The sequence below is a fragment of the Oxynema mangrovii CENA135 genome (genome assembly GCF_016632315.1).
GTDB lineage: Bacteria > Cyanobacteriota > Cyanobacteriia > Cyanobacteriales > Laspinemataceae > Oxynema > Oxynema aestuarii.
In genome coordinates this window covers 3,042,932-3,067,593 of record NZ_JAEOXH010000001.1, presented here as the reverse complement: position 1 = coordinate 3,067,593, position 24,662 = coordinate 3,042,932, and the positions used below count along the sequence as shown (strand labels likewise).

The window sequence follows — 24,662 nt, the reverse complement described above, 5'->3', positions numbered from 1 at the left end:
TTGGCCCTAACGCCATTGAGAAGAGATCCAGCGCATCCCGCAGGTGAATAAGGTAGTGTCTGCGGGCTGCGCTTCTCCTCTGGTTCCCACGGGTTGTCCGTAGTAAATCCCGCGTCCTCCGGTTCCGATATAAACGCGCCCGAAGACTTCGCGATCGCCTTCCATCGTGCGCGGGTCTTTACCGATCGCCTGTCCGGGAACGTCGATTTTTTGCCAGGTTTCGCCAAAATCGTCGGAACGAAAGATCCCCGCTTCGGCGTTGACGGTTCCGTAAACAAATAAGCTGGGGCGATCGCGATCGGGCGCGTTGCGACCGAAGGCGAATAAGTGGGCGCGTTGTACCGATTCGATCCGGGTAAAGGTTTCGCCGCGATCGCGCGATCGATACAAGCCGTCCGTATCGAAACTCGCCCACAGTTCCCCCGCCATTCCCGGCGGCGTTTTGAGCAAACTCCAGGTGCCTTTCTGCCAGTCCATGCTCAATTTCGGTAACTCGGCGGCGGTGGCGGCCCAGGTCAGTCCGCCGTCACTGCTGCGATAAACTTTCCCCCCGTCGTAGAGATAAAAGGTATTGCCTTCGACCGCATCGCTGGCGAGGGGTTGGTTCCACTGCCAAATCGAGACTACCATCCCTCCCGGGGCGCCTTTGGAGACGGTCCAGGTTTGACCGCCATCGGCGCTGGTGTAGGGGAGGCGATCGCTCCCTTCCGGCAGCCAGACGATCCGATCGCGGTCCGTCGCCGACACCGCCACCCGACCGCGTACCGCTTGGCGATCGCCCTCGGGATAACCGGGGAATTCCCGCCAACTTTGGCCGTCGTCGGTGGAATAGAGGGCGTATCCCGGGGTGGGCAGTTGGTCGCTGGTCCAGCGTCGTCCCCCGACGGCGACGACGAATTGGGGGTCTTTTTCCGAGGCGGCGATCGAGACAAAATCACTCGCCATCCAACTCGGATCTTGAAATAACTTGCTCGGATAGCGGTTTAAATTGCCGTGGCGCATGCCGCCAATATCCCCGGATCCTTGTAACAGCGCCCCGGTATTCGGTTGACTTTTGAGGGTGAAATTGACAATTTCTTCGTAACCGCGCACGACGCGACGCCACAGCGATCGCCGCGCCGAAATGTCGTCAGTTTGCCACACGCCCCAACCGTCGGTATACCAAACCCGTTCGGGATCGTCCGGGGCGATCGCCACGCTGGCGATCCCCGCCGCCCAAAAGCGCTCGTCATCGTGCTGCCAGGGGACGGTATCGGCCCGTTTATACTCGATCTCGCGCCAAGTTTCGCCGCCGTCGGTGGTGCGAAACAGTCGGTTGCCGTGATTGAAAAACCATTCGGCGGCGATCGCCACCTGGGGATCGTTCGGATCGACGGCGATCGCGTTATACGATTCCACGGACGGATCCGGGGAGATCTCGATCCACCTGTTATTCTGCCACTTGCGCACCGTTCCCGGCTGGTCGAAGGTCACGTAAAGCGTCCCGTCCGACGCCACGACCCCCCGTTGCGGGTCGGTTTCCTCCGTGGGTAATAACTGCCAAGTGCGCCCCGCATCCTCGCTGCGATAGACGCCTTTTCCGGCGACCCCCGCATAAATTCGGCGGGTCGGTTCTCCCTCAGATCCGGCGATCGGGTCGAACGCCACGAAAGCAACGCCCCGGTTCGGGGTTCCCTCGGGAACTCCGCCGACTCGCTGCCAGGTTGCTCCCCGGTCGGTACTTTTCCACAGTCCCTCGTGGCGCGATCCCAAATAGAGCAGGTTCGATTGATGGGGGTCTACGGCGAGGCGTTCGCCATTCCAGCGCCACAGTTCGTTAGACCCGACAAAGAAGGGAAGCGGAAACTGACGCCAGGTTTCACCGCGATCGTCCGATGTCAAGACCACCCCTTTTTGACCTCGGGCCCGTTCGTCCGTATATTCGCCCACCACCGCATAAACGCGCTGGGAATCGTCGGGATCGAGGGCGAGACTGGCGACGCCGTAGAGATGGCTTTCGTCTTCTGAAAAGCCCTCCATTAAAGGGATCCAGCGTTCCTCCGCGCCATGCCAGCGATAGGCGCCGCCGACATCGGTGCGGATGTAGATCGTACTGGGATCTTCAGGGTGAATGACGATTCCGGTGACGAATCCCGCACCGCCGACGGCCACATTTTGCCAGAGATAGCCCGATTCTGGAAGATTCGTGTTGCTCGCGATCGCCACGTCTGCGGTATTGTCGCACGTTACTTTTTGCCAGCTCAACGTCACGATTCCCGCCGCGACCAAACAGGCGATCGCGATCCACCGTTCGATTTTAGCCATAACTTTTATCACACATTCAACATCACGACTGGGGCGCGCCCCCTGCCAACCCCATCTGCGCGATCGCTTAGCGACACCTCCGGCGTACCGCCCCCGTCATTGGCGACCCCAAAGAACAGGAGATAGTATAGAACAATCCCGATCCGAGTCCTCAGCTTCGACTCGCTTATGAATGTTTTCTCGATTCTTTCCGATCTTCTCAAACTAGAGAAAGTTTACGCCATCTTCGGTATTATCGTATTTACTGGCATTTTAACCCTCAGTAGTCGATACGTACCGTCAGAAGGGGTCGGCGGCGGTGGCACTTCCCCCTTCGAGCGGCCCGTGGTTTTGCTACAATACGCCACGATCGGCATCAGCTTGATTTTGCTGGCTTTGCGCCCTAAAAGTGCTTTCCGCGTCGTCTGGCGCGATCCGTTTTTGTGGGGACTGGTATTGATGACGCCGATCTCGTTCGTTTGGTCGGATTTTCCGAGTTTTTCACTCAAACGCGGGATCTCGACCCTCCAAACCACTATGTTTGGCGTTTATCTCGCCTCCCGTTACGATCGCAAAGAACTGCTCGATATCGTCACTTGGGCGTTAGGAATTACCGCCGTTTTCAGCTTTTTATATACCCTCGCCCTCCCCGGGTCGGGAATCGAAAAAGGCATTCATTCCGGCGCTTGGCGCGGGCCTTTAGTCCATAAAAATGTTTTAGCACAACTGACTGCCCTAATTTCTCTCCCCACCTGTCTCGCCGCCATTCACAGCCCTCCCAAGTATCGAAAACGGTTGTGGGCCGTTTTTATCATCACCGTCTTACTGGTTCTCCTCACGCGATCGAAAACCGGATTGATGGTTTTTCTCACCCTGATGATGCTCGTTCCCCTCTTTAAAATCTTGCAATCTCGCGGGGGAATTGCCATTCCCGTGATTATTTTTGCGATCTTTGTCGTCAGCAGTGGAACCACCATCCTCGCCGAAAATTGGGAACCTTTTCTCTACGGATTGGGAAAAGACCCCAGTTTGAGCGGTCGCACTTACCTTTGGCAAGCCTCTATCGATATGATTCGCTTGCGTCCTTGGTTCGGTTATGGCTATCAAGCTTTTTGGCAAGGGACCGGCGCCGCCAATCAAGTTTGGCTGGCGATTCGCTACGTCGCCCCCCACTCCCACAACGGTTTTATTAACATCTCTTTGGATCTCGGTTTAGTCGGGTTATTCTTTTTTGTCATGAGTCTGCTGACGATGTTCGTGCGCGGAATCGCTTTATTGCGAATTGAAAAAAGTCCGGCGGAAATGTGGCCTTTATTATATGCGTCCTTTTTGCTACTGTACAATCAAACTGAAAGCACGATTATTCAACATAACAACCTCTTTTGGATCCTTCACGTCGCCGTCAGTCTGTCCTTGGGTTACGTGAGAAAGCTCTCTCCCTCGGAAGTCCGAGAATATCGAGACAAACAAGCTTATTTTGCCGCCATGAATGAAACGCCGAGTTCCCCCTCGCCTTCCTTAAACTCTGCCAAATTGTCAGAATAAAGCCGAGGCGATCGCGAAGTGACTTCAAAGGAAGATCGCCATTTTCCGCGAAATCGAGTTTATGTCATCCAACCTTAACAAAAGCGTGCATCATGATTAAATCTGCCAGCAAACAAACCTTAAAAAGTCTCCTCGGAGAACCCCGATATCAAGACATTCAACAACAGTGGCGGGACTTCAAAGGCCAACTTAAAAATCGGTGGATGTATTTTTACTACACCTACATCGCTAAAGATAAAAACCACGGTTACGATCGCGCCTTTTACGAAAACATCGAAAACTTCAATACCGAATGCTACGACCTCCTCGCCCGCACGATCGTCGCCGAATTTAACCCGCAAAAATTAGTGGATGTCGGCTGCGGTTCGGGGGGGATTTCCCTAGCCTTGATCGAAGCGGGCTGCGGTGAAATTGTCGCCTTCGACTACTCCTTAGATGCGGTTAAAATGGCCCGTTCTAAAGGATTGCCCTCTGTCGAACAAATCGATTTAACTCAAGCCGAAACAATTCCCGCCCGAGGGGATGTTTGTATTTGTTTGGAAGTCGCCGAACACCTGCCCGAATCGGCGGCGAGTAAGTTGTGTCAGTTACTTTCAGAAACTGCCCCCAATTTGGTGTTTACCGCCGCCCCTCCCGGACAAGGAGGACATTTACATTTAAACGAACAACCCCAAAGTTATTGGATCGAACTCATGCGATCGTTTTCGATGACTTACGACCCGGAAGCGGTCGCCAGAATGCGTCAATCCTTTGACGGAAAAATGATTCGCGATTACGACGATAACTTGATGATTTTCCGGCGTTCTTCGTGAGCGAAAGTTGGGAAGAATTGAATCGATTAAATTGCTTGAAATTGAAACAGTAACAGTCATCTAACTGTTGAAAGTCCGGCGATCGCCCTTTCGGTCGCTTTTTTATTTTAGCCAGTTGAAACAATCGATGCAAGCCTCTCCACTCGTCAGTATTTTAATTAATAACTACAACTACGATCGCTTTTTAAAACAGGCGATCTCCAGCGCCCTCAATCAAACCTATAAAAACGTAGAAGTGATTGTCGTCGATGACGGTTCCACCGATGGTTCCCGAGAGATTATCGCCGAATATGGCGATCGCATCGTTGCTGTGTTGAAAGAAAATGGCGGCCAAGCTTCCGCCTTTAATGCTGGATTTGCCGCCAGTCATGGCGAAATCATTTGCTTTTTAGATGCGGACGATTTATGTTTGCCGCACAAAGGCGAAGCCGTGGTTTCCGCATTTCGCGATCGCCCGGAAATGGGATGGTGTTTTCATTCTGTTAACTTTATGGAAACGCAAAAAATTGAAGATAATTTCATCAATTTTATAGTCCCCAAAATACCCGATTTAACGGTCGAATCTTGGGATTTACGTGATGATATCCGACGCGGTTCTGTCAAGAATTTTCCCTATCCACCTACCTCGGGATTGTGTTTTCGGCGATCGCTTCTCGCGCAAATTTTACCGATGCCAGAAACAGAAAAAATCTTGCTCAATGATAGCTATCTCATTTTTACCGCAATGGGATTATCTGCCGGAATTTTTCTCCCTCACGAGTTGGGATGGTATCGCATCCATCAAAATAATGCTTACGGTTCGGCCCTCGTTCCCGGAAGTGCCGATTATGCCCAAAAAAATCGGCAAAAACAACAACGAAAATGCCAAATTCGGATTTTAACCGGATATTGGATTTACGCCAACTTTCCCCAGTTTATTAACTTATCCAACTATTTAATCGCTGCTGGCTTGGGAATCGGACAACATTATGACGCCATCCAACCGACGTATCAAGAATTAATCGATCGCCATCTCGCCTCAATTTCTTGGCGCGATCGTTTTGAAATTTATTTGCGGGCTATTTATCTCTACTTAAAACAGTTTCGAGAACTAATTTAATGAGTTTCAGTGTAATCGAATGGAGTTCAAAAAATGGCAAAAATAGCACTTTTTTTGAGTGCTTTGGATGGCGGCGGCGCCGAAAGAGTGATGCTTTACTTAGGGCGCGGTTTTGCCGAACGCGGTCACGAGGTCGATTTAGTTTTAGCGAAACCCGTCGGACCGTTGTTATCGGAAATTCCCGAGTCCGTGAATTTGGTCAACTTACACAAAAAACGTTTAGTCAATAGTATTCCCGATTTAATCGGCTATTTAAAACAACAGCAACCCGTCGCTTTACTCTCCGCCTTGGAAGATGCCAACGTCATCGCTTTGTGGTCGCGCTATTTCGCTAAAGTTTCGACTCATATCGCCGTATCGGTTCACAATACCATGTCTCAAGAGTCGCAAAATGCGACCACCTTTAAACGGCGGTTTGCGCCTTATTTAGCTCGATGGTTTTATCCAATGGCAGATACAATTATTACGGTATCTCAAGGCGCGGCGGAAGACTTATTAGAGATGGGATTCGATCGCAGTAAAGTTAAAGCAATTTACAATCCCGTGATTCTTCCCGAATTTTTTCAAAAGATCGAAGAACCGTTAAATCATCCTTGGTTTACTCCCGGTGAACCTCCCGTTATTTTGGGGGTCGGTCGTTTGGAAAAACAAAAGGATTTTGAAACTTTAATTCGTGCTTTTGCCTTGGTTTCTCAAAAGTTTCCTGCTAAATTAATGATTTTGGGGGAAGGGGGCGATCGCCCAAAATTAGAAGTATTAATCGAGGAATTAAAGTTAACTCAATTGGTCGATTTACCTGGGTTTGTCAGCAATCCTTATCGCTTTATGGCGCGCGCTCATCTTTTTGTTTTATCTTCCCTGTTTGAAGGATTACCCACGGCATTGATTGAAGCAATGGCGGCGGGAACGAGGGTTGTTTCTACCAACTGCAAAAGCGGTCCGGCAGAAATTTTAAACCACGGCGAATACGGTTGCTTAGTGCCAATTGGCGATGTCGAGAAAATGGCGATCGCCATTGAAGACAGTTTAAAAAATCCGATCGCCTCCGATATTTTAAAACAACGGGGCGCCGAATTTTCTCTGGCTAAATCTGCCGATGAATACCTGCGAGTGATGGATGTTTCTTGAAGGATAAAGTCTCGGGTTTGGAAACCAAACTAGTCTCGGGTTTGGAAACCAAACCCCTACAAGTCTCGGGTTTGGAAACCAAACCCCTACAATATTTTTTGATATTTTCTTTATAACCTCCTATCAAGCGCGTCTAAATAGTCGCTTGACTACAAAAGTTAAGGTAATCGATTCTGTCATAATCAGTGCCAATCTTCGCGCGGGAGGATAAATAAAACAGAGAACGTAATCGGTAAATCCATAGGAAACAACTGTAGCTATAGCGGCGCCGACTTCGCGATACTGAGGAATGAGCCAAAAATTTAGAACAATATTCAAAACGGCACCCGCCGAGGTCGAAACTAGAGAATATAACGTTTGACTTTCGGCAATAATCCAAATTCCTTTAGACCATCCAAAAAAGACAAATAAAGCCGCCCAAATATGAATAGAAAGAACCAAGCCTGCGGCTGCATATTCCGCCCCGAAAATGACAACGACAATCCATCGGGATAAAAATGTCACTGGAATGGCGATCGCGTAAGCCAAAACAGCCATCAAATTAAACAGTTTTTGCAGCTTTTGATAAAACTTCGATTCGCTAACTTTTCTACTTTCTAAAATTGAAGGATTGACGGAATTCACAATAGCGATCGCCACAAAATACCACACTTCAGAAATGCGGGTTGCCCCTGAATAAATCCCGACGGCAGCATCGTCGGCGAGTTGTCCTAACATCACTTGGTCGATTTTGAGATAAACCATAATCGCCAATCCAGACAGAATCAGGGGCCAGCTTTCTTGCAATAAGGTTTTTCCGCGATCGAGATCGAATTTCCAATCGAATAACTTTTGACCGCTCACGTGATAGGCGACGGTTAACGAAATCGCAAAGATACCCGTTTCAGCTAATGCCGCCCAAGCAAAACTGACTAAAGGCGCTTCGATAGAAATTAGAATAATTCTGACGGTCGTAATTAAAATAAACCCAATATTTTTGGCTAAAACCGTATATTTGGATTGGACTTGGGACTGAAACCACAGATCGATGGTGTTAAACGCTTCAAAAATTAACCCTCCTGCAATAATACCGACGACCCAGCGCGTGAGGGGGTCGTCGGGACGCAAGAAGAAAATCGCGAGATTCGCACTAAAAAAGAGTAAAATTCCGCTACTGAGTCGTAGGGTTAAGGCGGTGCCGAGCATGGTATTTTTATGCTCGATATCGCTGACGATATTGCGGACGACTATTTGATCCAGTCCGAGGGTAGCGACGGTATGAAATAAGGTGACGAAGGCGATCGCGAAATTGTAAAGTCCGAATTGTTCCGTTCCCAGATAGCGCGCTAACCAAGCGGTGACGATAATTCCGACTCCCATCCGCAAGAGGCGATCGGTAAATAACCAGCCGATATTGCTGATAATTTTCCGCAATTCCGGGCTGATTTGGTTAACTTTTTCCGTGAGTTTTTGCAACATTGGTTATCGAAAAAGAAAGATAAAGAAAAGGAACGAGCGCGCGTCTAGGTAAACTTCAGACAGTTACTTTTGCTACAATAAGACCTATTTTTCAAGGCAGAGAGAGGAGAATAATGCCTGAATATCGCTCTAAAACGTCAACCGCCGGACGGAATATGGCGGGGGCCCGCGCGCTGTGGCGTGCGACGGGAATGACGGACGAGGATTTCCACAAGCCTATTATTGCGGTTGCCAATTCTTTTACGCAATTCGTCCCGGGTCACGTTCATTTAAAGGATCTCGGACAGCTTGTCGCACGCGAAATCGAAAAGGCTGGCGGCGTGGCGAAGGAGTTCAATACGATTGCGGTAGACGATGGCATTGCGATGGGTCACGATGGGATGCTCTACAGTTTACCCAGTCGTGAAATTATCGCCGATTCGGTCGAATATATGGTCAACGCTCACTGTGCGGACGCGCTGGTCTGTATTTCTAACTGCGATAAAATCACTCCCGGAATGCTGATGGCGGCGTTGCGATTGAATATTCCGGCGGTGTTCGTGTCTGGCGGCCCGATGGAAGCGGGTAAGACGAAGTTGGCCGAACATAAGTTAGATTTGGTCGATGCGATGGTGATTGCAGCCGATGACAGTGTCTCGGATGAGGTGGTGGCGGAATACGAACGCAGTGCTTGTCCGACGTGCGGTTCTTGTTCGGGGATGTTTACGGCGAATTCGATGAACTGCTTGACGGAGGCGATCGGGTTGTCGCTACCGGGGAACGGAACGACCCTGGCGACGCATTTCGATCGCAAGCAATTGTTTATCGATGCGGCTCATGCGATCGTTAAAAATGCCAAGCGCTATTACGAGGACGGTGACGAGTCGGTGTTACCGCGCGCGATCGCCAGTTTCGAGGCGTTCGAGAATGCGATCTCTTTAGATATTGCCATGGGTGGCTCGACGAATACGATTTTACACCTGCTGGCGGCAGCGCAGGAAGCTGAGGTCGATTTCGATCTCAAAGATATCGATCGCCGCTCCCGTTCGATTCCGCAGTTGTGTAAAGTCGCCCCCAATACTCAGAAATATCATATCGAAGACGTTCACCGCGCGGGCGGAATTATGGGAATTCTCGGCGAACTCGATCGCGCGGGATTGCTGCATAGCCAGTTACCGACGGTCCACAGTGCGACGCTGAAAGAAGCGCTGGACAAGTGGGACGTGATGCGCAATCCGGCGCCTGAAGTGGTCGAGTTTTATAAGGCGGGTCCGGCGGGAATTCCCACCCAAACTGCGTTTATCCAAGATACGCGCTGGCCCTCGTTGGATCGCGATCGCGCCGAAGGCTGTATCCGCAATTTCGAGAATGCCTACTCCCAAGAAGGCGGTTTGGCGGTACTCTACGGCAATATTGCCGAAGATGGCTGCGTGGTGAAAACGGCGGGAGTGGACGAGTCGATTTTGGTCTTTCAAGGGACAGCGAAAATCTTTGAGTCCCAGGATAGCGCGGTCAAGGGCATTTTGGCCGATGAAGTCCAACCGGGGGATGTGGTGGTCATTCGCTACGAAGGACCCAAAGGCGGCCCGGGAATGCAAGAGATGTTATATCCCACGTCTTATTTGAAATCGAAAGGCTTGGGTAAGGTTTGTGCGCTGCTCACCGACGGTCGTTTTTCCGGGGGAACTTCGGGTCTGTCGATCGGTCATGTTTCTCCCGAGGCGGCGTCTGGCGGGGCGATCGGCTTGTTGAAAGATGGGGACGCGATCGCGATCGACATTCCCCAGCGTCGCATTAATGTTTTACTCGACGATGACGAGTTGGCTCGCCGTCGCGCCGAACAGGATGCGAAAGGTTGGAAACCCGCCGAAGCGCGTCCCCGCAAAGTGAGTACGGCGCTCAAGGCGTATGCGAAGTTCGCCACCAGTGCGGATAAAGGCGCGGTACGAGATAAGAGTTTCCTCGATTGAGGGATCGGGTAGAGGGTTAAAAACAGTTGTCTCTCGCCGTGATTTGAATCGGTGGATTTCCCCGCAGCGTTCTGGGGAAATCCATTGGGCGATCGCCTTGAAAAATAGATAACCGCGACGGTGTTTGAGCCGGGAACGGTTGAAAAATTGCATCCTATATTACCTTGGAGGTGCGATCGGTATGTTTTGACCTCGAAGAGTGATATTGTATGATGCAAGATTAAAATATCCGCATTTTTTACCCTAAATTTTATGCAAAAAATTGCATCGATCTCCACCAGTGGCTGGGTCGCTTGGGGAGGTTACGAACTTCTGCGATCGCGTAGCGCCCAACACCTGGCACAATTGGGCGATCGCCGGGGTATCAATGTTTACAATTGGCCGCCGATTCCCCTGCAATTGTTGAGTTGACGGGGCTAGTCCCGGATGGGAACTAGAGCTCCGCAAATACCACCCGGGAATTGCGAGCCCCTGTACCGCCCGACCCGGTGGCTAAATTGGCCGAACAACTCGCTGTTTAAGATCGAAACTTGATTCATTCATTAAAAAATTGCCATTTTGGGTGAAAAGGTCTCATGAATCAACCCAGCTCTGCTAACGATAACAATTTAATTCTCGGCTTAGTCAAGCGCTATGAGTTTGAAAAAATCAAACCTTTTCTGATCTCTTTAAAAAACTGCGGTTATGCGGGGGATGTTTGCTTTGTCTATTCGGACTTGAGCCAAAAAACCCTCGACGCGATCGCCGAATTCGGCGTCAAATTAATCCCGATGAACGAGTGGTATATTAACGTCCCCCTGTATCAGAAAGGACGATGGCAAGTGAAAAAAGCGTATTTCTATCACTTGCTCGTTGCGAACTTTTTCCCTCTCAACCGCCTCAATTCTTATCTCGTCAAAGTCGTGAGCGATCGCCTCAACAACCCTATCCGAGCGCGCGCTCAAATTGCCGCGAAGTTCGTCAACATGTTTTCGGCACGTTACTTGTTGTACTATTTATATTTGAGCGAATGCTCTCAAGCCTACGATAACGTGATGTTAACTGACGTTCGCGATGTTATTTTTCAACGCAATCCCTTTGATTTCGAGATCGGCGATCGCCTGTGCTGTTTTCTCGAAGATGAAACCAAAAGCCTCGGATCGTGTGAGGTCAATTCGACTTGGTTGCGCGAAGGATACGGACAACACGTACTCGATGAAATCGGCGATCGTCGTATTTCTTGTGCCGGAACGATTATCGGTTCTCGCCGTGCCATTTTAGAGTATTTAGAAACCGTTGTCGATAATACCATCGAACTCAAACAACACGTTTGGGGGATCGATCAAGCGGTTCACAACTACACCGTGCAAATGGGAACATTAAAAAATGTAGTTTTTTATGAAAATTTTTGCGGTCCGGTGCTGACATTACACTATGCCAATGCCGAACAATTGCAATTCGACCCTGACGGATGGCTGGTAAACGCCGATGGCAGTATCGTTAATGTCTTGCACCAGTACGATCGCCTCAGCCCCGAAATGCGGCAAAAAATGACCGTCTGTCAAAACAGTGAAGTGTTTGAAAAGCGCTCTTAAGCTTCCCAAACCATTCGGCGATCGCTGGCTTTTCAACCTACAGCCTTTCGTAGAAAATAACATGAAATTTAAACGCATTGTCGCCACAGGAGAACCGGGGTTCCTCTATCGCCGTCAATATCTGTTTCAAGCCTTATCGCCACATTTCGAGCGGTTCGACACTTTACCCTGTGGCGAATTCTATTCCCTCGAACTCCTCGATCGAATTGCGAATTTTTTGTTTAAAGTTGCCTATCGCTTTTCCGTCAGTCAAGCCGATCGCTGGTTTCAGAAAAATCCCCGGGCCTATCGGATCAAATCTCGGAACGCCGAACGCAAAATCAGACAACTACAACCGCCTCCCGATTTAGTCTTTCACGTGTTCGGACTGTTCGCCCCTTTTTGGGATTCATTTGAGATTCCCTACACCCTTTATTTAGATTACACGATGGCCTTGGCCGCCCAAAATTGGCCGCAATGGGCGCCGTTTTCAACCCCCGAAGCATTAGCCGCCTGGATGGCGTGCGAACGGCAAACGTACCGACGAGCTTATCGTATTTTTGCGATTAGTCAACGGGTAAAATCTTCGTTAATTGAAGATTATGGCATCGAGGGCGATCGTATTATCGTTGTCGGTTCGGCTCCTAATTTTAACGAACCCTACGAGTTGGAAAAACCGTTGGGTTCTCAGCAAATTTTATTCAATGCCTCCGATTTTGAACGCAAGGGAGGCGATTTGGTGTTAGCGGCGTTCCCTCAAGTCAAAAAAGCGTTACCTAACGCGACTTTGACGATCGTCGGTCGTCAATTGAATCTCTCGTTGAGTGAAGGGGTGAGCAATCCGGGACGGATCGGGTCGCGAGAGGCGATGCGCGACTTGTTCGTGCGATCGGATTTAGTGTTGTCGCCGTCCTATTGCGACCCTTTCCCCATTTTTGTGATGGAAGCAATGAGTCACGGGGTGCCTTGTATCGTTTCCAATCGCGATGGAATGCCAGAAATTGTGAACGATCGCGACAATGGTCGGGTGCTTCCGATACAAGATCCGGAGCTGTTGGCGGAGTATATTATCGAAGTGCTCGGCAATCTAAAGCAATTAAAAAGATATTCGCAAGCGGCGAAACAAACCATAAAAACGCGATTAAACTGGCCGACCATCGCCGATAAAATGCTTCTATCTTTATCTGAAACGCCCTGACGAGGGCGGTATACTGACGATCTTCGCGTAACAATTCCCCTCGCCGTCGAGATTGAGGCACAACAATCGACCGCAATCTTCTGATTACAATTTTTGTTCTACTCCGTTACCCGATCGATTCGGGTTTTTTTGTCGCCAAAAATTTTAGGGAATCGAGGACGATCGCCTCATTTTTGTTCTACAACGGCGCGCGGCGATCGCCCAATTTCACGAAATGTGTGGCCTCTTTTACTCCTGATTTCTCATCAGTAATGCTACTGAATTCGGCCATTTTGGCTCGGGGTTTCCCGCAAGATTTGCGCCTTTGAAGCGCCCTAAGCGTCTCGCATCGGCGATCGAGAGCTAAAAAGGGGTTTGACCCCTCATGGGTTTTGCCCTTCCGGGGTTCGTTTCGGGGGGCGATCGCCCGGGACAGCAACCCCGGCGCTCCGTGATTTTGCGGTGGCGCCGGGATAGAAATCGGAAACAAGGCCGCTAAAACCCCTAGAAGCTCTCCGAAGGGTCTGCCACGTCTAATCCTTCCTAATGCTGAATTTAAGCCCCTTCCTGGCTCGTTCTCGGGTCGTTGCGGCCAGATCGGAAGGGGACTCGGAATCGCCAATCCGTATTTTTCGGGATTTTTCCGTAGATTTGCGTCCGCATTTTTATGCAAGTTGACCGAGTATCTTTACGTAATCTTCATAAAGTTCCCAAGCATTATAAATATTCGGTAAATACCTATTCCATACGGAAGCGCTTCTTCTATACTCGTAAACTATATTAAAGATTCAGCGAATCTAAAATATCTTTCATCCTCGATGCAGTTGTATTCTTCGTTAACGGGGACAACGGGGAAAGCATACCCCCCTCCTTTTAAGTAAATAGACTTAATCGAAAGAGGTACAAACTGCATGGAAGTCCAGTTCAGCCAGTGAGTTTCCCTTGACGGCGTGAGAAGAACAACTGAAAAACTCCACTCAACCTCGATTGAGGGAGAACGAGTTAACTTCAATCGCCCCAGACTTCCAGCCAGAGCATAACTAAATAATCTGTTGTTTTCCACAGGAAGAAAGCAATTGTGCAGGGGTGTTAAGCCGACAGCCCGTCCGGAGAGAAAGCCTCAGTCTGTTTATCTAAAAAGCCAGGAAATTACAGCTACATCTAAAGGTGTCGAACATTTGGGAGGTGTGTGATGGAAACGATTAAAATCCTCAATACTTTAATTGACAATTTATCAATGAAAGAGTTGCTAGAACAACTCGAATCGGGAGTGGTGTTTACTCCGAATGTCGATCATTTGATGAAGCTGCAAAAAGATCGAGACTTTCGCAAGTGCTACGAGTCGGCAGATTATAAAATTTGCGACAGTAAAATTGTCGAATATGCCGCCAAGTTTTTAGGAACTCCCGTTAAAGAAAAAATTTCCGGTTCCGATCTATTTCCGGCGTTTTACGATCATCATAAAAACAACGAATCCATCAAGATTTTCTTGTTAGGAGCAGGTCGCGGAGTCGCCCTCAAAGCCCAAGGGAAAATCAACCGGAAAGTGGGTAGAGAAATCATTGTCGGCGCCCATTCTCCCACGTTTGGATTTGAGAAAAACGAGCAAGAATGTTTGGAGATTATCGATCGCATCAACCGTTCCGGAGCGACGGTTCTAGCGGTCGGCGTGGGAGCGCCCAAACAAGAAAAATGGATTGCCCGTTACAAACATTTAATGCCGAATATTAAAATCTTTTTAGCGATTGGAGCGACGATCGAGTTTGAAGCCGGACACAAACAACGATCGCCGAAGTGGATGAGTGAAATGGGTGTGGAATGGCTGCACCGACTGCTTTCGGAACCGCAACGCTTGTGGAAACGCTATTTATTAGATGACCTGCCGTTTTTATGGCTGGTCTTGAAACAAAAAGTCGCGATGGAAGGAGAAGGCGAGTTATTCAAACTCTTTCCTTTGTTAGGGTCGTCGGAAAACCGGGAACCCTTGGGTCCCGAGGTTTTACAGAATTAAATATTTTCTTAATTTTTCGAGGGGATGATTTGAGCGATCGCGCCCCCGGTCTTGGGTACGTAGGGAAGAGCGCTACAAGGCGATCGCCCGCAGGTGCAATAGGGGTTTGAAATTGTCGATTTCACCCCGGAAGCCATCGATACCCTTCGGTGAAGCATTGAGTTACTTCGAGGGAGATTCGAGTGCCGATCGATACAGATGGTGAAGGCGATCGCAATACGTCTTTACATCGAGCGGTTGCACCCGATGCCGAGCATTTATACCTAGGCGAATTCGTAACGGTTCGTTATCGATCGCCTGTTGCATGGCCGCACTTAACTCGGCGATGGCGCCGGGGGTAACCAGCCATCCGGTTTCATTGGGGGTTAGCACTTCGGCAATCCCGCCGACGGGAGTCGCGATCGCCGGGAGTTGCCAACTCATAGATTCGAGTAATGCCATCGGTAAGCCTTCGTTATACGAGGGCAACACAAACACACTGGCTTCAGCTAACAATTGAGCGCGTCGGACCGGATCGACCCAACCGGGAAAGGTAATGCGATCGCCTAAATTCAACTGGCTGACGCGATCGCGCGCCCTCTCGATCTCCCCATCTCCCGCCATAGTGAGGGCCGCGCGATCGCGACGATCCGGCGGCAACGCGGCGAACGCCTCGATCGCGTCGAAAGCCCCTTTGCGCTGACCGATGCGCCCCAAAAACAAAAAATTGACCGTTGTTTGGGCGCGGCGGTCGGGAACCTCCGGGGGAATTTCCACCGGATTCGGGATCGGGATAACCTGGTCGGGGTCTAAGTTCAACTGTTCGACGTAGAAGGTTTTCCAACTTTCCGAGAGGACGATTAAATAGCTAGACTGCCGGAAAATGCGGGCGATCGCCTCCCGCCAAACCGGGGCTAAATTTTGGTAAAACGTGTGAAACTCGCTACCGTGGGCGTGCAGAATCGCGGGTTTGCCAAAACGCCGAACCACGGACAGGGCGATCGCCTTGCGAAAGACGCTCCCCCGTTCGGCAAAATGAATGTGAACCAGATCGGTTTCGCCGCGTCCTAACTGGGCCGTCAATGCCTTCAACCCGGTGGCGAAGACCTGGAGGCGCCGGGCGATCGATCCTTCCTCGTGGGTGACAATGTGATCGATCTTTAACTCCGGGGGTGCGTGGCGAACGATCGCCTCCTCCACTGCAGCCACACCGCCTTTTTGCCGTAACGTCGGGCCTAACATGGTCACGTGCAGTCGAGTTGGGGCGATTGCCGACGAACTGTCCATCAAAAATGCTCCCTTGCTTCCGTTTTTTGAAATCCGGTCAACGATCGTGCTACCATTGTGTATTATTAACAAAAATAGAACATTAATTAAAATAGCGATGTTTTTACGCCAAAATATCGTACACCGATCGTGTTTTTACGATAGCTTGAGTGTAAATTCGTGTTCGGAAGCCTCGCAAGATTAGGGGAATTCTATGCTCGAAGAAGATCCGCAATTGCAATCTGTTTTCGATCGCCTGGTACGGGACAAAACCCAGTTAAAAGTTCTCGAAGTCGGTTGTGGTTCCTGTAGCTATCTGGATATGGGAGCGAACACCTACATCGTCGGCATCGATCTGTCCGAGAAACAACTCGAACGCAATACTGTTCTCGACGAAAAAATTTTAGGAGATGTCGAAACCTATAATTTCCCCGAAAACGAATATGATGTCATCGTTTGTTGGTGGATCTTAGAACATCTCGATCGCCCGGAACGCGCCTTAGCCAACTGTCAAAAAGCGTTGAAAAAAGATGGCATTTTAATTGTCGCCGTTCCTAACGTCATGTCCCTCAAAGGATTGTTGACGAAATATACTCCCCATCAATTTCACGTTTGGGTGTACCGCTATATTTTTGGAGAACAACTCGCCGGAGTAGACGATCGCGTCCCCTTCCGGACATTTTTAAGACAGACGATTTCGCCCAAAGCGATCCAAGAATTTGCGCGCCACCACGATCTGAATGTAGAACATTTTTATTTATATGAAAATCCCCGTCAAAAACGCCTGCGAAATCGCCACCCGGCGATCGATACAAGCTGGAAAGTTCTCGCCACCGTCACCAAAGCCCTGACTTTGGGGCAAATTGACGCCGAACTGACCGATTTTATTGCCGTCTTGCGCAAAACCGAAGCGACTAGCGCGTAAGATAGAGCGGAGTGGGGAATCGGGGGTGACTGATTCCCTCGCCAGAGATCGAATAGTCCCCCGATAGAGTCCCGAGCGCTCCCCACAAGAGACAAATCGAATTTTCTAAAATAGAATAGCCTTAGAATCGTCGAAGTGTAAAAGTCGTTTGGATACGATCGATTCGTGCTAGCCGTCGTTCGGCGATCGTCGGTTCTGTAGATCGGGCGGCGGAACAAGTCGAGATTTCTGGGAGAACGCCGACCCAATCCCGAAGGTTAAAAACAGACTTATGGAGAACCAAATTTACACCGAAGACATCGATTTTCAGAAATATTGGCTAGTTCTCAAACGACACTGGCTTCCATCTTCCTGCGTATTTTTATTAATCTTTGCTTTAGCTTTTGCGTTTGCCTACACCCGCAAGCCGACCTACGAAGCTAATGGCAAGTTACTGATTAAAAAACGGAACACGACCTCGGCGTTAGTCACCGAAGCCGGAGCCAAATTAGGCGAACTCGATTCCGTTTACCAACTCAACTCCCCCCTAGATACGGAAGCGGAAATTATTAGTTCGACGCCGATTATCGAGCAGACGATCGCCGAACTGCAATTAAAAGGTCCCGAAGGCAATTTAATCCCCCCGGGAGGGTTGTTAAGCGGATTGGGGGTCAAAGGGATTAAAGGTACCGACGTGTTGCTGATTACCTATCAAGCGGGAAATCCGGAAGAAGCGGCAACCGTCGTTAACAAAGTGATGGAAGTTTACATCGAAAATAATATTCTCGTCAATCGATCGGAAGCCGCCGCCGCCCGAGAATTTATTAATAAAGAACTCCCTGAAATCGAAGCGAGATTGAGTAGGGCAGAGGCCGAATTACGCAATTTTAAAGAGCGAAATAACATCGTCGAGCTAGAAGAAGAAGCGAGATCGGCGGTTTTCGTCATGGGCGAAATCGAGACCGAAAAAAGTAAAAAAGAAGCAGCTCTCGCCGATGCGGCGGCGCGCAGTGTGGCATTACAGCAACAAATGGGTCTCAATTCCGCACAGGCGATCGCCTTGGGGGCGATCGGGGAATCGATGGCAGTACAAAACCTGTTCCGGGAACTGCAACAAGTCGAGAACGACTTAGCCGTACAGCGCACCCGCTATCAATCCAAACACCCGATTATTGCGAATCTGACGCGCAAGCGCGTGAGTTTGCAAGCGTTATTACAAGAGCGAATTCGAGATATTCTCGGCACTCAACTGCAACTGCCCCGAGAAAATTTTGAAATTGGTTTAGTCCAACAACAACTGTTATTAGATTTAGTCGATTCTGAAGTTCAACGTCTGGGCTTGGTTTCCCAAGTGAGAGCCTTAGAAGAGGCAAAGGATTCGCAGCAGCAACGGGCGAATGTTTTGCCGCGTTTGCAAGAAGGATTGCGCGAGTTAGAACGGAAAGTCAATGCGGCTCAATCGACGTATGAAATTTTATTAAAAAATCTGCAAGAAGTGCAGATCGTCGAGAACCAAAATGTCGGGAACGCGCGGGTGATTGCCAGCGCCAGCCCGCCGGAATTTCCCGTCGGATCGGGTAAAAAGTTGTATTTGGCGGCGGGGATTGTAGCCGGGGGAATGTTGTATGTGGTCACGGCATTTTTATTGGAGTTAATCGATCCGTCAATTAAAACGGCGAAAGAAGTGCGCGACGTCTTCCGCTATACCGTGTTGGGGATGATTCCCAAATATCGCAAAAAAGGGTTTTTCTTTCAAAATAAAATCGACCAAATTACACCGGATCTACCCGTGCGCGATCGCCCCCACTGGGTCGTGAGCGAAACGTATCGGATGTTACAAGCGAATTTGCGCTTTTTGAGTCCGGATAAAGAACTCAAAACGATCGTGGTCACGAGTTCGATGGCGAAAGAAGGAAAATCTGCGGTGGCGGCGAATTTAGCGCTGGCGATCGCCCAACTCGGGCGCCGGGTTCTTTTGATCGATGCGGACTTGCGCCATCCCATCCAACACCACATCTGGGATTTAACCAATATTGCAGGCTTGAGTGATGCGATCGTCGGTCACGTCGAACTCGATCGCGCCACCCTCGATGTCAGCGACAATCTCGACGTGTTGCCCTCGGGGGTGATTCCGCCAAATCCCTTGGCCTTGCTCGATTCTAAGCGCATGGCCGGGGCGATCGAGCAATTTGCGCAAGACTACGATTTCATCCTGATCGATACTCCGCCGTTAGTGATGGCCGCCGACGCCTTGACCGTCGGTAAAATGAGCGACGGCATCGTTTTAGTCGTCCGTCCCGGGGCGATCGATCGCGTCAGCGCCGCCGCTTCCCAACAGTTGTTACGACAGTCCGGCGTCAATGTATTGGGCATCGTCGTCAACGGCGTCGTCATGCAGAACGAACCCGATAGCTACTTCCACCACGCCCAAGCCTACTACAAGCAAGACCATCCCATCCCCATGAAAAAGATGGTCGCCCCCAGTCAGTCCAAGCCCCCTCAAGCCCCGCAAGCCGATGAATAGTCCGATCGCTCGACTCTCCCAGTGCTTGGGAATTTCCCTACTGCTTGCCGTTCCCTTCACTAGCGCCCCCGGAGTCAGTCAGCTTCCAGAATTGTCGCCACAATCGCCGCCACAATCGCCGCCACAGTTGCCGCCACAGTTGCGCCCCCTCCCGCCAGAGCTGGAGCAACCCGGCGATTCTCCTGGGGAGTCGCTACGGGAACGCCCGCCGTCCCCGGAAACTTTACCCACGGAAGTCGTCAATCCCGATTACCTCCTCGGTCCGGGAGATCAAATCCGAATCACCGTTTTCGATTACGAAGAATACAGCACCCCCCAAGTCGTTCTCCCCGACGGTACGATCTCCCTGCCTTCAATCGGATCGGTACAAGCTGCCGATCGCACTCCCGCCCAATTGGCACGAGAATTAAGCGTCCGGCTTCAAGAATGGCTCGTCAATCCCGTGGTCAGCATCGATCTCATGCGCCTGCGACCCGTCCGCGTCAACGTCGCCGGAGAAGTCCGACGGCCCGGCCCGGTACAGTTGAGCAGTGTCACCGGATTGACTGAAAATGCCAATACCTTCGCCATCGAACTGCCCACCTTGAGTTCCGCCATTTTAAAAGCGGGCGGCGTCACGCGCAAAGCGGATATTAGCCGGATCGTTCTCACTCGCTACAGTCCCACCGGGGAGGGGCGTTCGTTCACGATCGACCTTTGGGAAACCCTATCGTCTGCCGAAGTACCGCGCGAGACGCTCTTACAAGACGGCGATGCTGTTTTTATTCCCGAGATCGAAGCGGGGGAAGGCATCGACCCGCGCCTCGTCGCTCAAAGTTCCCTGGCGCCGGAGACCGTGCGGGTGCGGGTGGTGGGACAGGTCACCCGTCCGGGAGAAATGCAAGTCCCGCCAAACAGTTCGATATCGAGTGCGGTGGCGATCGCGGGCGGACCGACAGATAAAGCGGATTTGGCAGAAGTTAAATTTATCCGAGTCGGGGAAGATGGCAGTATTGAAGAGCAACAAATCGATATTAGTAATTTAACCGATAATTATCAGATCCAAGAAGGGGATGTGATCGTCGTTCCCAAAAGTACGCGCGGTGAGATTGTCGAGTTTGTCGGCGATTTTATTATTCCGACGAATTTGTTAATCGATATTTTGAGAAATGGCTTCTTTTAGGGAGTGGGGCGATCGTCAGACTCAAAGAGCGAAAAGATAGCTATTGCTCGATAAAAAGAATGAAAAGATGAATTAAAGCCAGTAGGGGCGAAAAATTGTTTTGCCCCTGGATCGCAGTCAAAAAATAAGGATGAGCGTGGCTCACCCTTGTAAATCCTTAATTAGGGAAGTTTAGGCAGATTGTTGCGTGACTAAACCCCAGACGAAAATGACGGCGATCGCGCCGAGGACGGCGGTAATAATTCCGGCAATACTCAATCCCGTTGCGGCGGAACTGACCCCCAAGACGGTTTTACCAATCCAGCCTCCAACTAACGCACCGAGGATTCCCAGGCCAGTAGTGGCTAACAATCCACCCCCTTGTTCGCCGGGATAAATCAGTTTTGCTAAAGCTCCAGCAATGAGTCCTAAAACAACCCAAGATAGAAGACTAATCATAAATTTAAGCTCCTTTATTCAAATTCTATTGCTTTGGCCGACACATTCCTAAGCTATCAATTTTAAGTGGGGTTGACCATCTATCTAGAGGCAGAACAATCGAGATCGACTTTAAAAAATAGGCGATCGCCGTCTTTCTCTAGATAGAGCTTTAGGTAGAAAAAAGGGGGAGGCTCGCCTCACTGGCCATTTCGCTAAAATATCGAGCGATTTTGAATGTTAGGGCTCGAGCGATCGCCAATTGACCAAGGTGACGACCCTCGACGGCGATCGCCCGCGAGGGACCGATCCGAGGATGATGCGAGAATGGAGAAGCGATCGTCTACCCACTCAGTTCCAAAATCGAACATCAATCGAAAATCTAAAATCGAATTACACTAGATTGAAGTTTTTGTTTAAAGTTACAAGCTGAAATCTAATTTATGACCGAATCTACTTCTCTGAACGATCGCTATCTCGAACTCATCGATCGCATCGTCGAAATGACCCTCAAAGGTAAAGTTCGCTCGAAAGAACAAGTTTATCAAATGCTCTTGCGCGAGATCGATCGCGGAACCGGGGAAATTTTCGAGCGGTGTTTGAGCGATCGCCTCAATCGCGTGGGATGGCAACTGAAAAAGGAAACGGACGAGTTAAAACAAGCGAAAGCCAATCGGCAACTGCGCGCCTTACAGACCGTCGAAAAAGAGTGGGAACGCTGGCAAAAAGAAAATCGAGTTTCGGCGGCGATCGCCGCCATTTGCGATCGTCTCGAAGCCGCTTCCCCGGACGATTGCCTCACCGTTGTTTTGGAGGCGATCGATCCCAATCAAGCCGAGATTTTAACCTTAGAACAAATCCGGGAAGTTGCCAAAACCTTAATGCAAACCAGTGAAAAGATCGCCGACGAAGAGACGCGATCGCAACTGCAACAGATCGCCGCCGGACTGCAAAGGGGTTTAAAATCCTGGTCGCAAATCGAACCCCATCTCGTCAGTTGGATTTACGATCGCGGACGCGGACAACTCGGGTTCGGCGGCGTTCCCGGTCAGGACGGACCGTGGGCCACTTGGGAAAAACAAGTTGATAGTCCCCTAGCGCGGGATCTGTTCCGTCACCTTGCCTTCGATCGCCCGATCGCCGATTTTATCCAAGGGCGCGATCGCGTGGAAATCTCCGAATTTCTGCAATTAGTCTTGATTCTACGCGATTTACAACTGGGTTTGGTCACCTGGTTTGACAAAATGGTTTACGACTCCAAAATCGGCGCGAAACTGTCGATTGCCACCTACCTGACCTTTGCGACGATCTGGTCCCAACTCGGTCACGGCTTCCAGGGCCAAACTGCGGTGAGTTCCACCAGCCGCGATCGGGTCGTCCGCGCCTGTTTTCAAATGACCTTGCAAATTTTGCGCGCCTTCGCCGGACGGGAGTATTTTCCCCTCTACGGCGGAATTTTTGCCGCCTTTAGCGGAGATTACTTGCGCGGCGCCTTACAATATCTAGATGCACCCCTCAAACACGCCGAAGGAACCGAGGAAAAAGCGCGCATTTTGACCCTGTTAGGCTATTCCATGCGTACCATCGGACAGTACGATCGCGCGATCGCCTTTCACCGCGAAAGCTTGGAGATCGCGCGCTCCGAAGGCGATCGCTTATGTGAGGTCGCCAATTTGAATCACCTGAGTCGCACTTACGTGAGTCGCAAAGAGTATGGCGAGGCGATCGCCTACAGCCAGCAAGCGTTAGTTTTAGCCCGTCAGGGGGGCGATCGCTTGGGCGAAGCCAACGCCCTCGCCAATTTAGGCTTTAGCGAGGTCTTCCAAGCCCGCCAGCGAGAAGAACTCAACCCGGACGTTTACGAAAGTGCGGTCAACTATTTGGAACAAGCCTTGCAATTGTTAGAGCGTTTAGGAGATAATTTCGCCGCCAATTCGGCCTTGCGCCAAAGTCAAGCCCTATGTTTTAGCAGTTTGGGGATTGCTTACGTGACCGTCGATCGCCATCAGGAGGCGATCGCCCATCTCGAACGCGCTTGGCAATCGGCACAAATTTCCGGCGACCTTTATTTACAAGGGTTAACTTTAAGCTATTTAGCCCGCGCTTATTACCATCAAAATGACCTCCCAAAAACCATTTTTACCGGGTCGTTGGGGATGTATTTGCTAGAGCAAATTGAGGCGGTAGAATGGCGGGCGATCGCCGGATTGTTGACCGTGGTACAAGGACAACTGAGTGCGGAAGGTTTCCAGGAAATTTTGCGACAATTGCGCCCTCAATTCCTCCCCGCGATCGGAGTCGATGGCTACGATTACATCCCGGAATTATTGCAAAAATATCGGGAATTTTTGGAATAAAACGGTTTTTGGCATTGAAAATGGGGGAGTCTGGAATCGGAAATTCGTATAAAAGCTTCCAGTTCTTGACTCCTGAAACTCCTAAAACGGCGGGCAAGATGCCCGCCACAGAGAACTTTTCGCACTTCCCTTTTACCGATCGCCTCTGGCCTCTTAGCTGTTGGTTTTGCTCCACTCACTCCCTAACTTAGGGTTCCACAATCACCGGAGTCCCGACATCAACTTGAGCGTATAAACTCAAAATATCCTTGTTGTACATGCGAATACAACCGTGAGAAACAGCCTGTCCGATTAAACTTTCATTGGGGGTTCCGTGAAAGCCGATCGAGTCCTTTCCATCGGTCCAGAAGCCGATCCAACGTGCGCCCAAGGGGTTGTCCGGACCGGGATAAACCAGTTCCCCAGTCCAGGGATGTTCCCAAATCGGATCCCGTAACATTTGAATCACTTGAAAACTTCCAGTCGGCGTTTCCCATCCTGTTTTTCCGACGGCGATCGGATAACTGGTGGCGACTTTTTCGTTACGGTAAACGTAAACGCGACGTTCGCTTAATTTAATCACCAATCGAGTCGTAACGAGACGAGATGGACGGCGATAATGTTCCTCAAAAGGAATAAATTTTGAATAATCGCCGAGGGGAGGTAATTGAGGGTTGTAATCGGTTAGGGGGATATTGGCTGTTGCCAGACGATCGCCCGCCTCGCGATCGGTCTCGGCCCGAGCCGAATCTAGCCCCGATAGCAACAGAAATAGGGCGGTAAAAGTCAGGCCAAGCCAACGTTGAAATAGAAATTCTCCTCGCACCATTTTTAATGATTTTTAATCCTTAACAATCTATTCCAATCTATTTCGAGAAAACCTGATAGTATTATACCTGAGTATTTTCAGGGTTCCGGTTTAAGCCGGATTCTCAAGAAAAGTACAAAAAAAATCAAAAGATTTACAGGGTTGCTCTGACAACAGTCTATATCTCTGGATAGATTACAACTGGAAGCGGGGACGACTAGGCTGTTGCCAAGGTTCCACGTCGATTCAGT

General features: G+C 50.1%; 18 protein-coding genes. 13 read left to right on the top strand and 5 right to left on the bottom strand.

Annotated features, from left to right (window positions below):
• Positions 1 to 6 precede the first annotated feature (6 nt).
• Positions 7 to 2,304, bottom strand: a complete 2,298-nt coding sequence (locus JJD41_RS11985; protein WP_200666155.1) for a carbohydrate-binding protein — start codon at positions 2,302 to 2,304, stop codon at positions 7 to 9.
• 168 nt (positions 2,305 to 2,472) lie between these two features.
• Here JJD41_RS11985 and JJD41_RS11980 point away from each other — a divergent pair, with 168 nt between their 5' ends.
• The 4 genes from JJD41_RS11980 (at position 2,473) to JJD41_RS11965 (ending at position 6,867) form a co-directional block, all read left to right on the top strand.
• A complete protein-coding gene (locus JJD41_RS11980) occupies positions 2,473 to 3,828 on the top strand; it encodes an O-antigen ligase family protein (RefSeq protein WP_200666153.1) in 1,356 nt (451 codons plus the stop codon).
• A gap of 92 nt (positions 3,829 to 3,920) precedes the next feature.
• On the top strand, positions 3,921 to 4,640 hold the full coding sequence (locus tag JJD41_RS11975; RefSeq protein ID WP_200666151.1) for a class I SAM-dependent methyltransferase: 720 nt from the start codon (positions 3,921 to 3,923) through the stop codon (positions 4,638 to 4,640).
• A 127-nt stretch (positions 4,641 to 4,767) separates the two neighbouring features.
• Positions 4,768 to 5,739 (top strand): glycosyltransferase family 2 protein, encoded by a 972-nt coding sequence (locus tag JJD41_RS11970; RefSeq protein ID WP_200666149.1) that lies wholly within the window; start codon positions 4,768 to 4,770, stop codon positions 5,737 to 5,739.
• Between the two features lie 33 nt (positions 5,740 to 5,772).
• Complete coding sequence (locus JJD41_RS11965) at positions 5,773 to 6,867, top strand: glycosyltransferase (protein WP_200666147.1); 1,095 nt, start codon at positions 5,773 to 5,775, stop codon at positions 6,865 to 6,867.
• Positions 6,868 to 6,990: 123 nt separating this feature from the next.
• Here the strand turns inward: JJD41_RS11965 and JJD41_RS11960 are convergent, their stop codons facing one another.
• Positions 6,991 to 8,325 carry a flippase gene (locus JJD41_RS11960; protein ID WP_200666145.1) on the bottom strand — a complete coding sequence of 445 codons (1,335 nt, stop codon included), beginning with the start codon at positions 8,323 to 8,325 and terminating at the stop codon, positions 6,991 to 6,993.
• 113 nt (positions 8,326 to 8,438) lie between these two features.
• On the opposite strand from JJD41_RS11960, the gene ilvD reads away from it, so the two are divergent.
• From ilvD to JJD41_RS11935, 5 genes are all read left to right on the top strand, one after another.
• The gene (gene ilvD / locus JJD41_RS11955) at positions 8,439 to 10,274 is read left to right on the top strand and encodes a dihydroxy-acid dehydratase (RefSeq protein WP_200666143.1); all 1,836 of its coding nucleotides are present in this window, start codon (positions 8,439 to 8,441) and stop codon (positions 10,272 to 10,274) included.
• Between the two features lie 252 nt (positions 10,275 to 10,526).
• Positions 10,527 to 10,685, top strand: a complete 159-nt coding sequence (locus tag JJD41_RS11950; protein WP_200666141.1) for a hypothetical protein — start codon at positions 10,527 to 10,529, stop codon at positions 10,683 to 10,685.
• A 164-nt stretch (positions 10,686 to 10,849) separates the two neighbouring features.
• Complete coding sequence (locus JJD41_RS11945) at positions 10,850 to 11,848, top strand: hypothetical protein (protein ID WP_200666139.1); 999 nt, start codon at positions 10,850 to 10,852, stop codon at positions 11,846 to 11,848.
• A gap of 61 nt (positions 11,849 to 11,909) precedes the next feature.
• Entirely contained in the window at positions 11,910 to 13,025 is a 1,116-nt protein-coding gene (locus JJD41_RS11940) for a glycosyltransferase family 4 protein (RefSeq protein ID WP_200666136.1), read from the top strand.
• A 1,171-nt stretch (positions 13,026 to 14,196) separates the two neighbouring features.
• Positions 14,197 to 15,015: a WecB/TagA/CpsF family glycosyltransferase gene (locus JJD41_RS11935; RefSeq protein WP_200666134.1), complete on the top strand. Its 819-nt coding sequence runs from the start codon at positions 14,197 to 14,199 to the stop codon at positions 15,013 to 15,015.
• A 162-nt stretch (positions 15,016 to 15,177) separates the two neighbouring features.
• Here JJD41_RS11935 and JJD41_RS11930 read toward each other — a convergent pair whose 3' ends face one another.
• Complete coding sequence (locus tag JJD41_RS11930; RefSeq protein WP_200666132.1) at positions 15,178 to 16,281, bottom strand: glycosyltransferase family 4 protein; 1,104 nt, start codon at positions 16,279 to 16,281, stop codon at positions 15,178 to 15,180.
• A 193-nt stretch (positions 16,282 to 16,474) separates the two neighbouring features.
• Here JJD41_RS11930 and JJD41_RS11925 point away from each other — a divergent pair, with 193 nt between their 5' ends.
• The 3 genes from JJD41_RS11925 to JJD41_RS11915 all read left to right on the top strand — a co-directional run bounded on the left by JJD41_RS11925 (position 16,475) and on the right by JJD41_RS11915 (position 20,850).
• Positions 16,475 to 17,185 (top strand): class I SAM-dependent methyltransferase, encoded by a 711-nt coding sequence (locus tag JJD41_RS11925; RefSeq protein ID WP_200666130.1) that lies wholly within the window; start codon positions 16,475 to 16,477, stop codon positions 17,183 to 17,185.
• A gap of 271 nt (positions 17,186 to 17,456) precedes the next feature.
• Complete coding sequence (locus JJD41_RS11920; RefSeq protein WP_200666128.1) at positions 17,457 to 19,688, top strand: GumC family protein; 2,232 nt, start codon at positions 17,457 to 17,459, stop codon at positions 19,686 to 19,688.
• Complete coding sequence (locus tag JJD41_RS11915) at positions 19,681 to 20,850, top strand: polysaccharide biosynthesis/export family protein (RefSeq protein WP_200666126.1); 1,170 nt, start codon at positions 19,681 to 19,683, stop codon at positions 20,848 to 20,850. Before JJD41_RS11920 ends, JJD41_RS11915 begins: the two co-directional genes overlap by 8 nt.
• Before the next feature lie 171 nt (positions 20,851 to 21,021).
• Here JJD41_RS11915 and JJD41_RS11910 read toward each other — a convergent pair whose 3' ends face one another.
• The gene (locus tag JJD41_RS11910) at positions 21,022 to 21,288 is read right to left on the bottom strand and encodes a GlsB/YeaQ/YmgE family stress response membrane protein (RefSeq protein ID WP_200666124.1); all 267 of its coding nucleotides are present in this window, start codon (positions 21,286 to 21,288) and stop codon (positions 21,022 to 21,024) included.
• 422 nt (positions 21,289 to 21,710) lie between these two features.
• Between JJD41_RS11910 and JJD41_RS11905 the strand changes: the two genes are divergently transcribed.
• On the top strand, positions 21,711 to 23,624 hold the full coding sequence (locus JJD41_RS11905) for a tetratricopeptide repeat protein (RefSeq protein WP_200666122.1): 1,914 nt from the start codon (positions 21,711 to 21,713) through the stop codon (positions 23,622 to 23,624).
• A gap of 187 nt (positions 23,625 to 23,811) precedes the next feature.
• On the opposite strand, the gene JJD41_RS11900 is transcribed toward JJD41_RS11905, so the two are convergent.
• The gene (locus JJD41_RS11900; protein ID WP_200666120.1) at positions 23,812 to 24,432 is read right to left on the bottom strand and encodes a L,D-transpeptidase; all 621 of its coding nucleotides are present in this window, start codon (positions 24,430 to 24,432) and stop codon (positions 23,812 to 23,814) included.
• Between the last annotated feature and the right edge of the window lie 230 nt (positions 24,433 to 24,662).

Coding starts and splice junctions, on each gene's coding strand:
- JJD41_RS11985 (WP_200666155.1), bottom strand. CDS start 2,304: ATGGCTAAAATCGAACGGTGGATCGCGATCGCCTGTTTGGTCGCGGCG.
- JJD41_RS11980 (WP_200666153.1), top strand. CDS start 2,473: ATGAATGTTTTCTCGATTCTTTCCGATCTTCTCAAACTAGAGAAAGTT.
- JJD41_RS11975 (WP_200666151.1), top strand. CDS start 3,921: ATGATTAAATCTGCCAGCAAACAAACCTTAAAAAGTCTCCTCGGAGAA.
- JJD41_RS11970 (WP_200666149.1), top strand. CDS start 4,768: ATGCAAGCCTCTCCACTCGTCAGTATTTTAATTAATAACTACAACTAC.
- JJD41_RS11965 (WP_200666147.1), top strand. CDS start 5,773: ATGGCAAAAATAGCACTTTTTTTGAGTGCTTTGGATGGCGGCGGCGCC.
- JJD41_RS11960 (WP_200666145.1), bottom strand. CDS start 8,325: ATGTTGCAAAAACTCACGGAAAAAGTTAACCAAATCAGCCCGGAATTG.
- ilvD (WP_200666143.1), top strand. CDS start 8,439: ATGCCTGAATATCGCTCTAAAACGTCAACCGCCGGACGGAATATGGCG.
- JJD41_RS11950 (WP_200666141.1), top strand. CDS start 10,527: ATGCAAAAAATTGCATCGATCTCCACCAGTGGCTGGGTCGCTTGGGGA.
- JJD41_RS11945 (WP_200666139.1), top strand. CDS start 10,850: ATGAATCAACCCAGCTCTGCTAACGATAACAATTTAATTCTCGGCTTA.
- JJD41_RS11940 (WP_200666136.1), top strand. CDS start 11,910: ATGAAATTTAAACGCATTGTCGCCACAGGAGAACCGGGGTTCCTCTAT.
- JJD41_RS11935 (WP_200666134.1), top strand. CDS start 14,197: ATGGAAACGATTAAAATCCTCAATACTTTAATTGACAATTTATCAATG.
- JJD41_RS11930 (WP_200666132.1), bottom strand. CDS start 16,281: ATGGACAGTTCGTCGGCAATCGCCCCAACTCGACTGCACGTGACCATG.
- JJD41_RS11925 (WP_200666130.1), top strand. CDS start 16,475: ATGCTCGAAGAAGATCCGCAATTGCAATCTGTTTTCGATCGCCTGGTA.
- JJD41_RS11920 (WP_200666128.1), top strand. CDS start 17,457: ATGGAGAACCAAATTTACACCGAAGACATCGATTTTCAGAAATATTGG.
- JJD41_RS11915 (WP_200666126.1), top strand. CDS start 19,681: ATGAATAGTCCGATCGCTCGACTCTCCCAGTGCTTGGGAATTTCCCTA.
- JJD41_RS11910 (WP_200666124.1), bottom strand. CDS start 21,288: ATGATTAGTCTTCTATCTTGGGTTGTTTTAGGACTCATTGCTGGAGCT.
- JJD41_RS11905 (WP_200666122.1), top strand. CDS start 21,711: ATGACCGAATCTACTTCTCTGAACGATCGCTATCTCGAACTCATCGAT.
- JJD41_RS11900 (WP_200666120.1), bottom strand. CDS start 24,432: ATGGTGCGAGGAGAATTTCTATTTCAACGTTGGCTTGGCCTGACTTTT.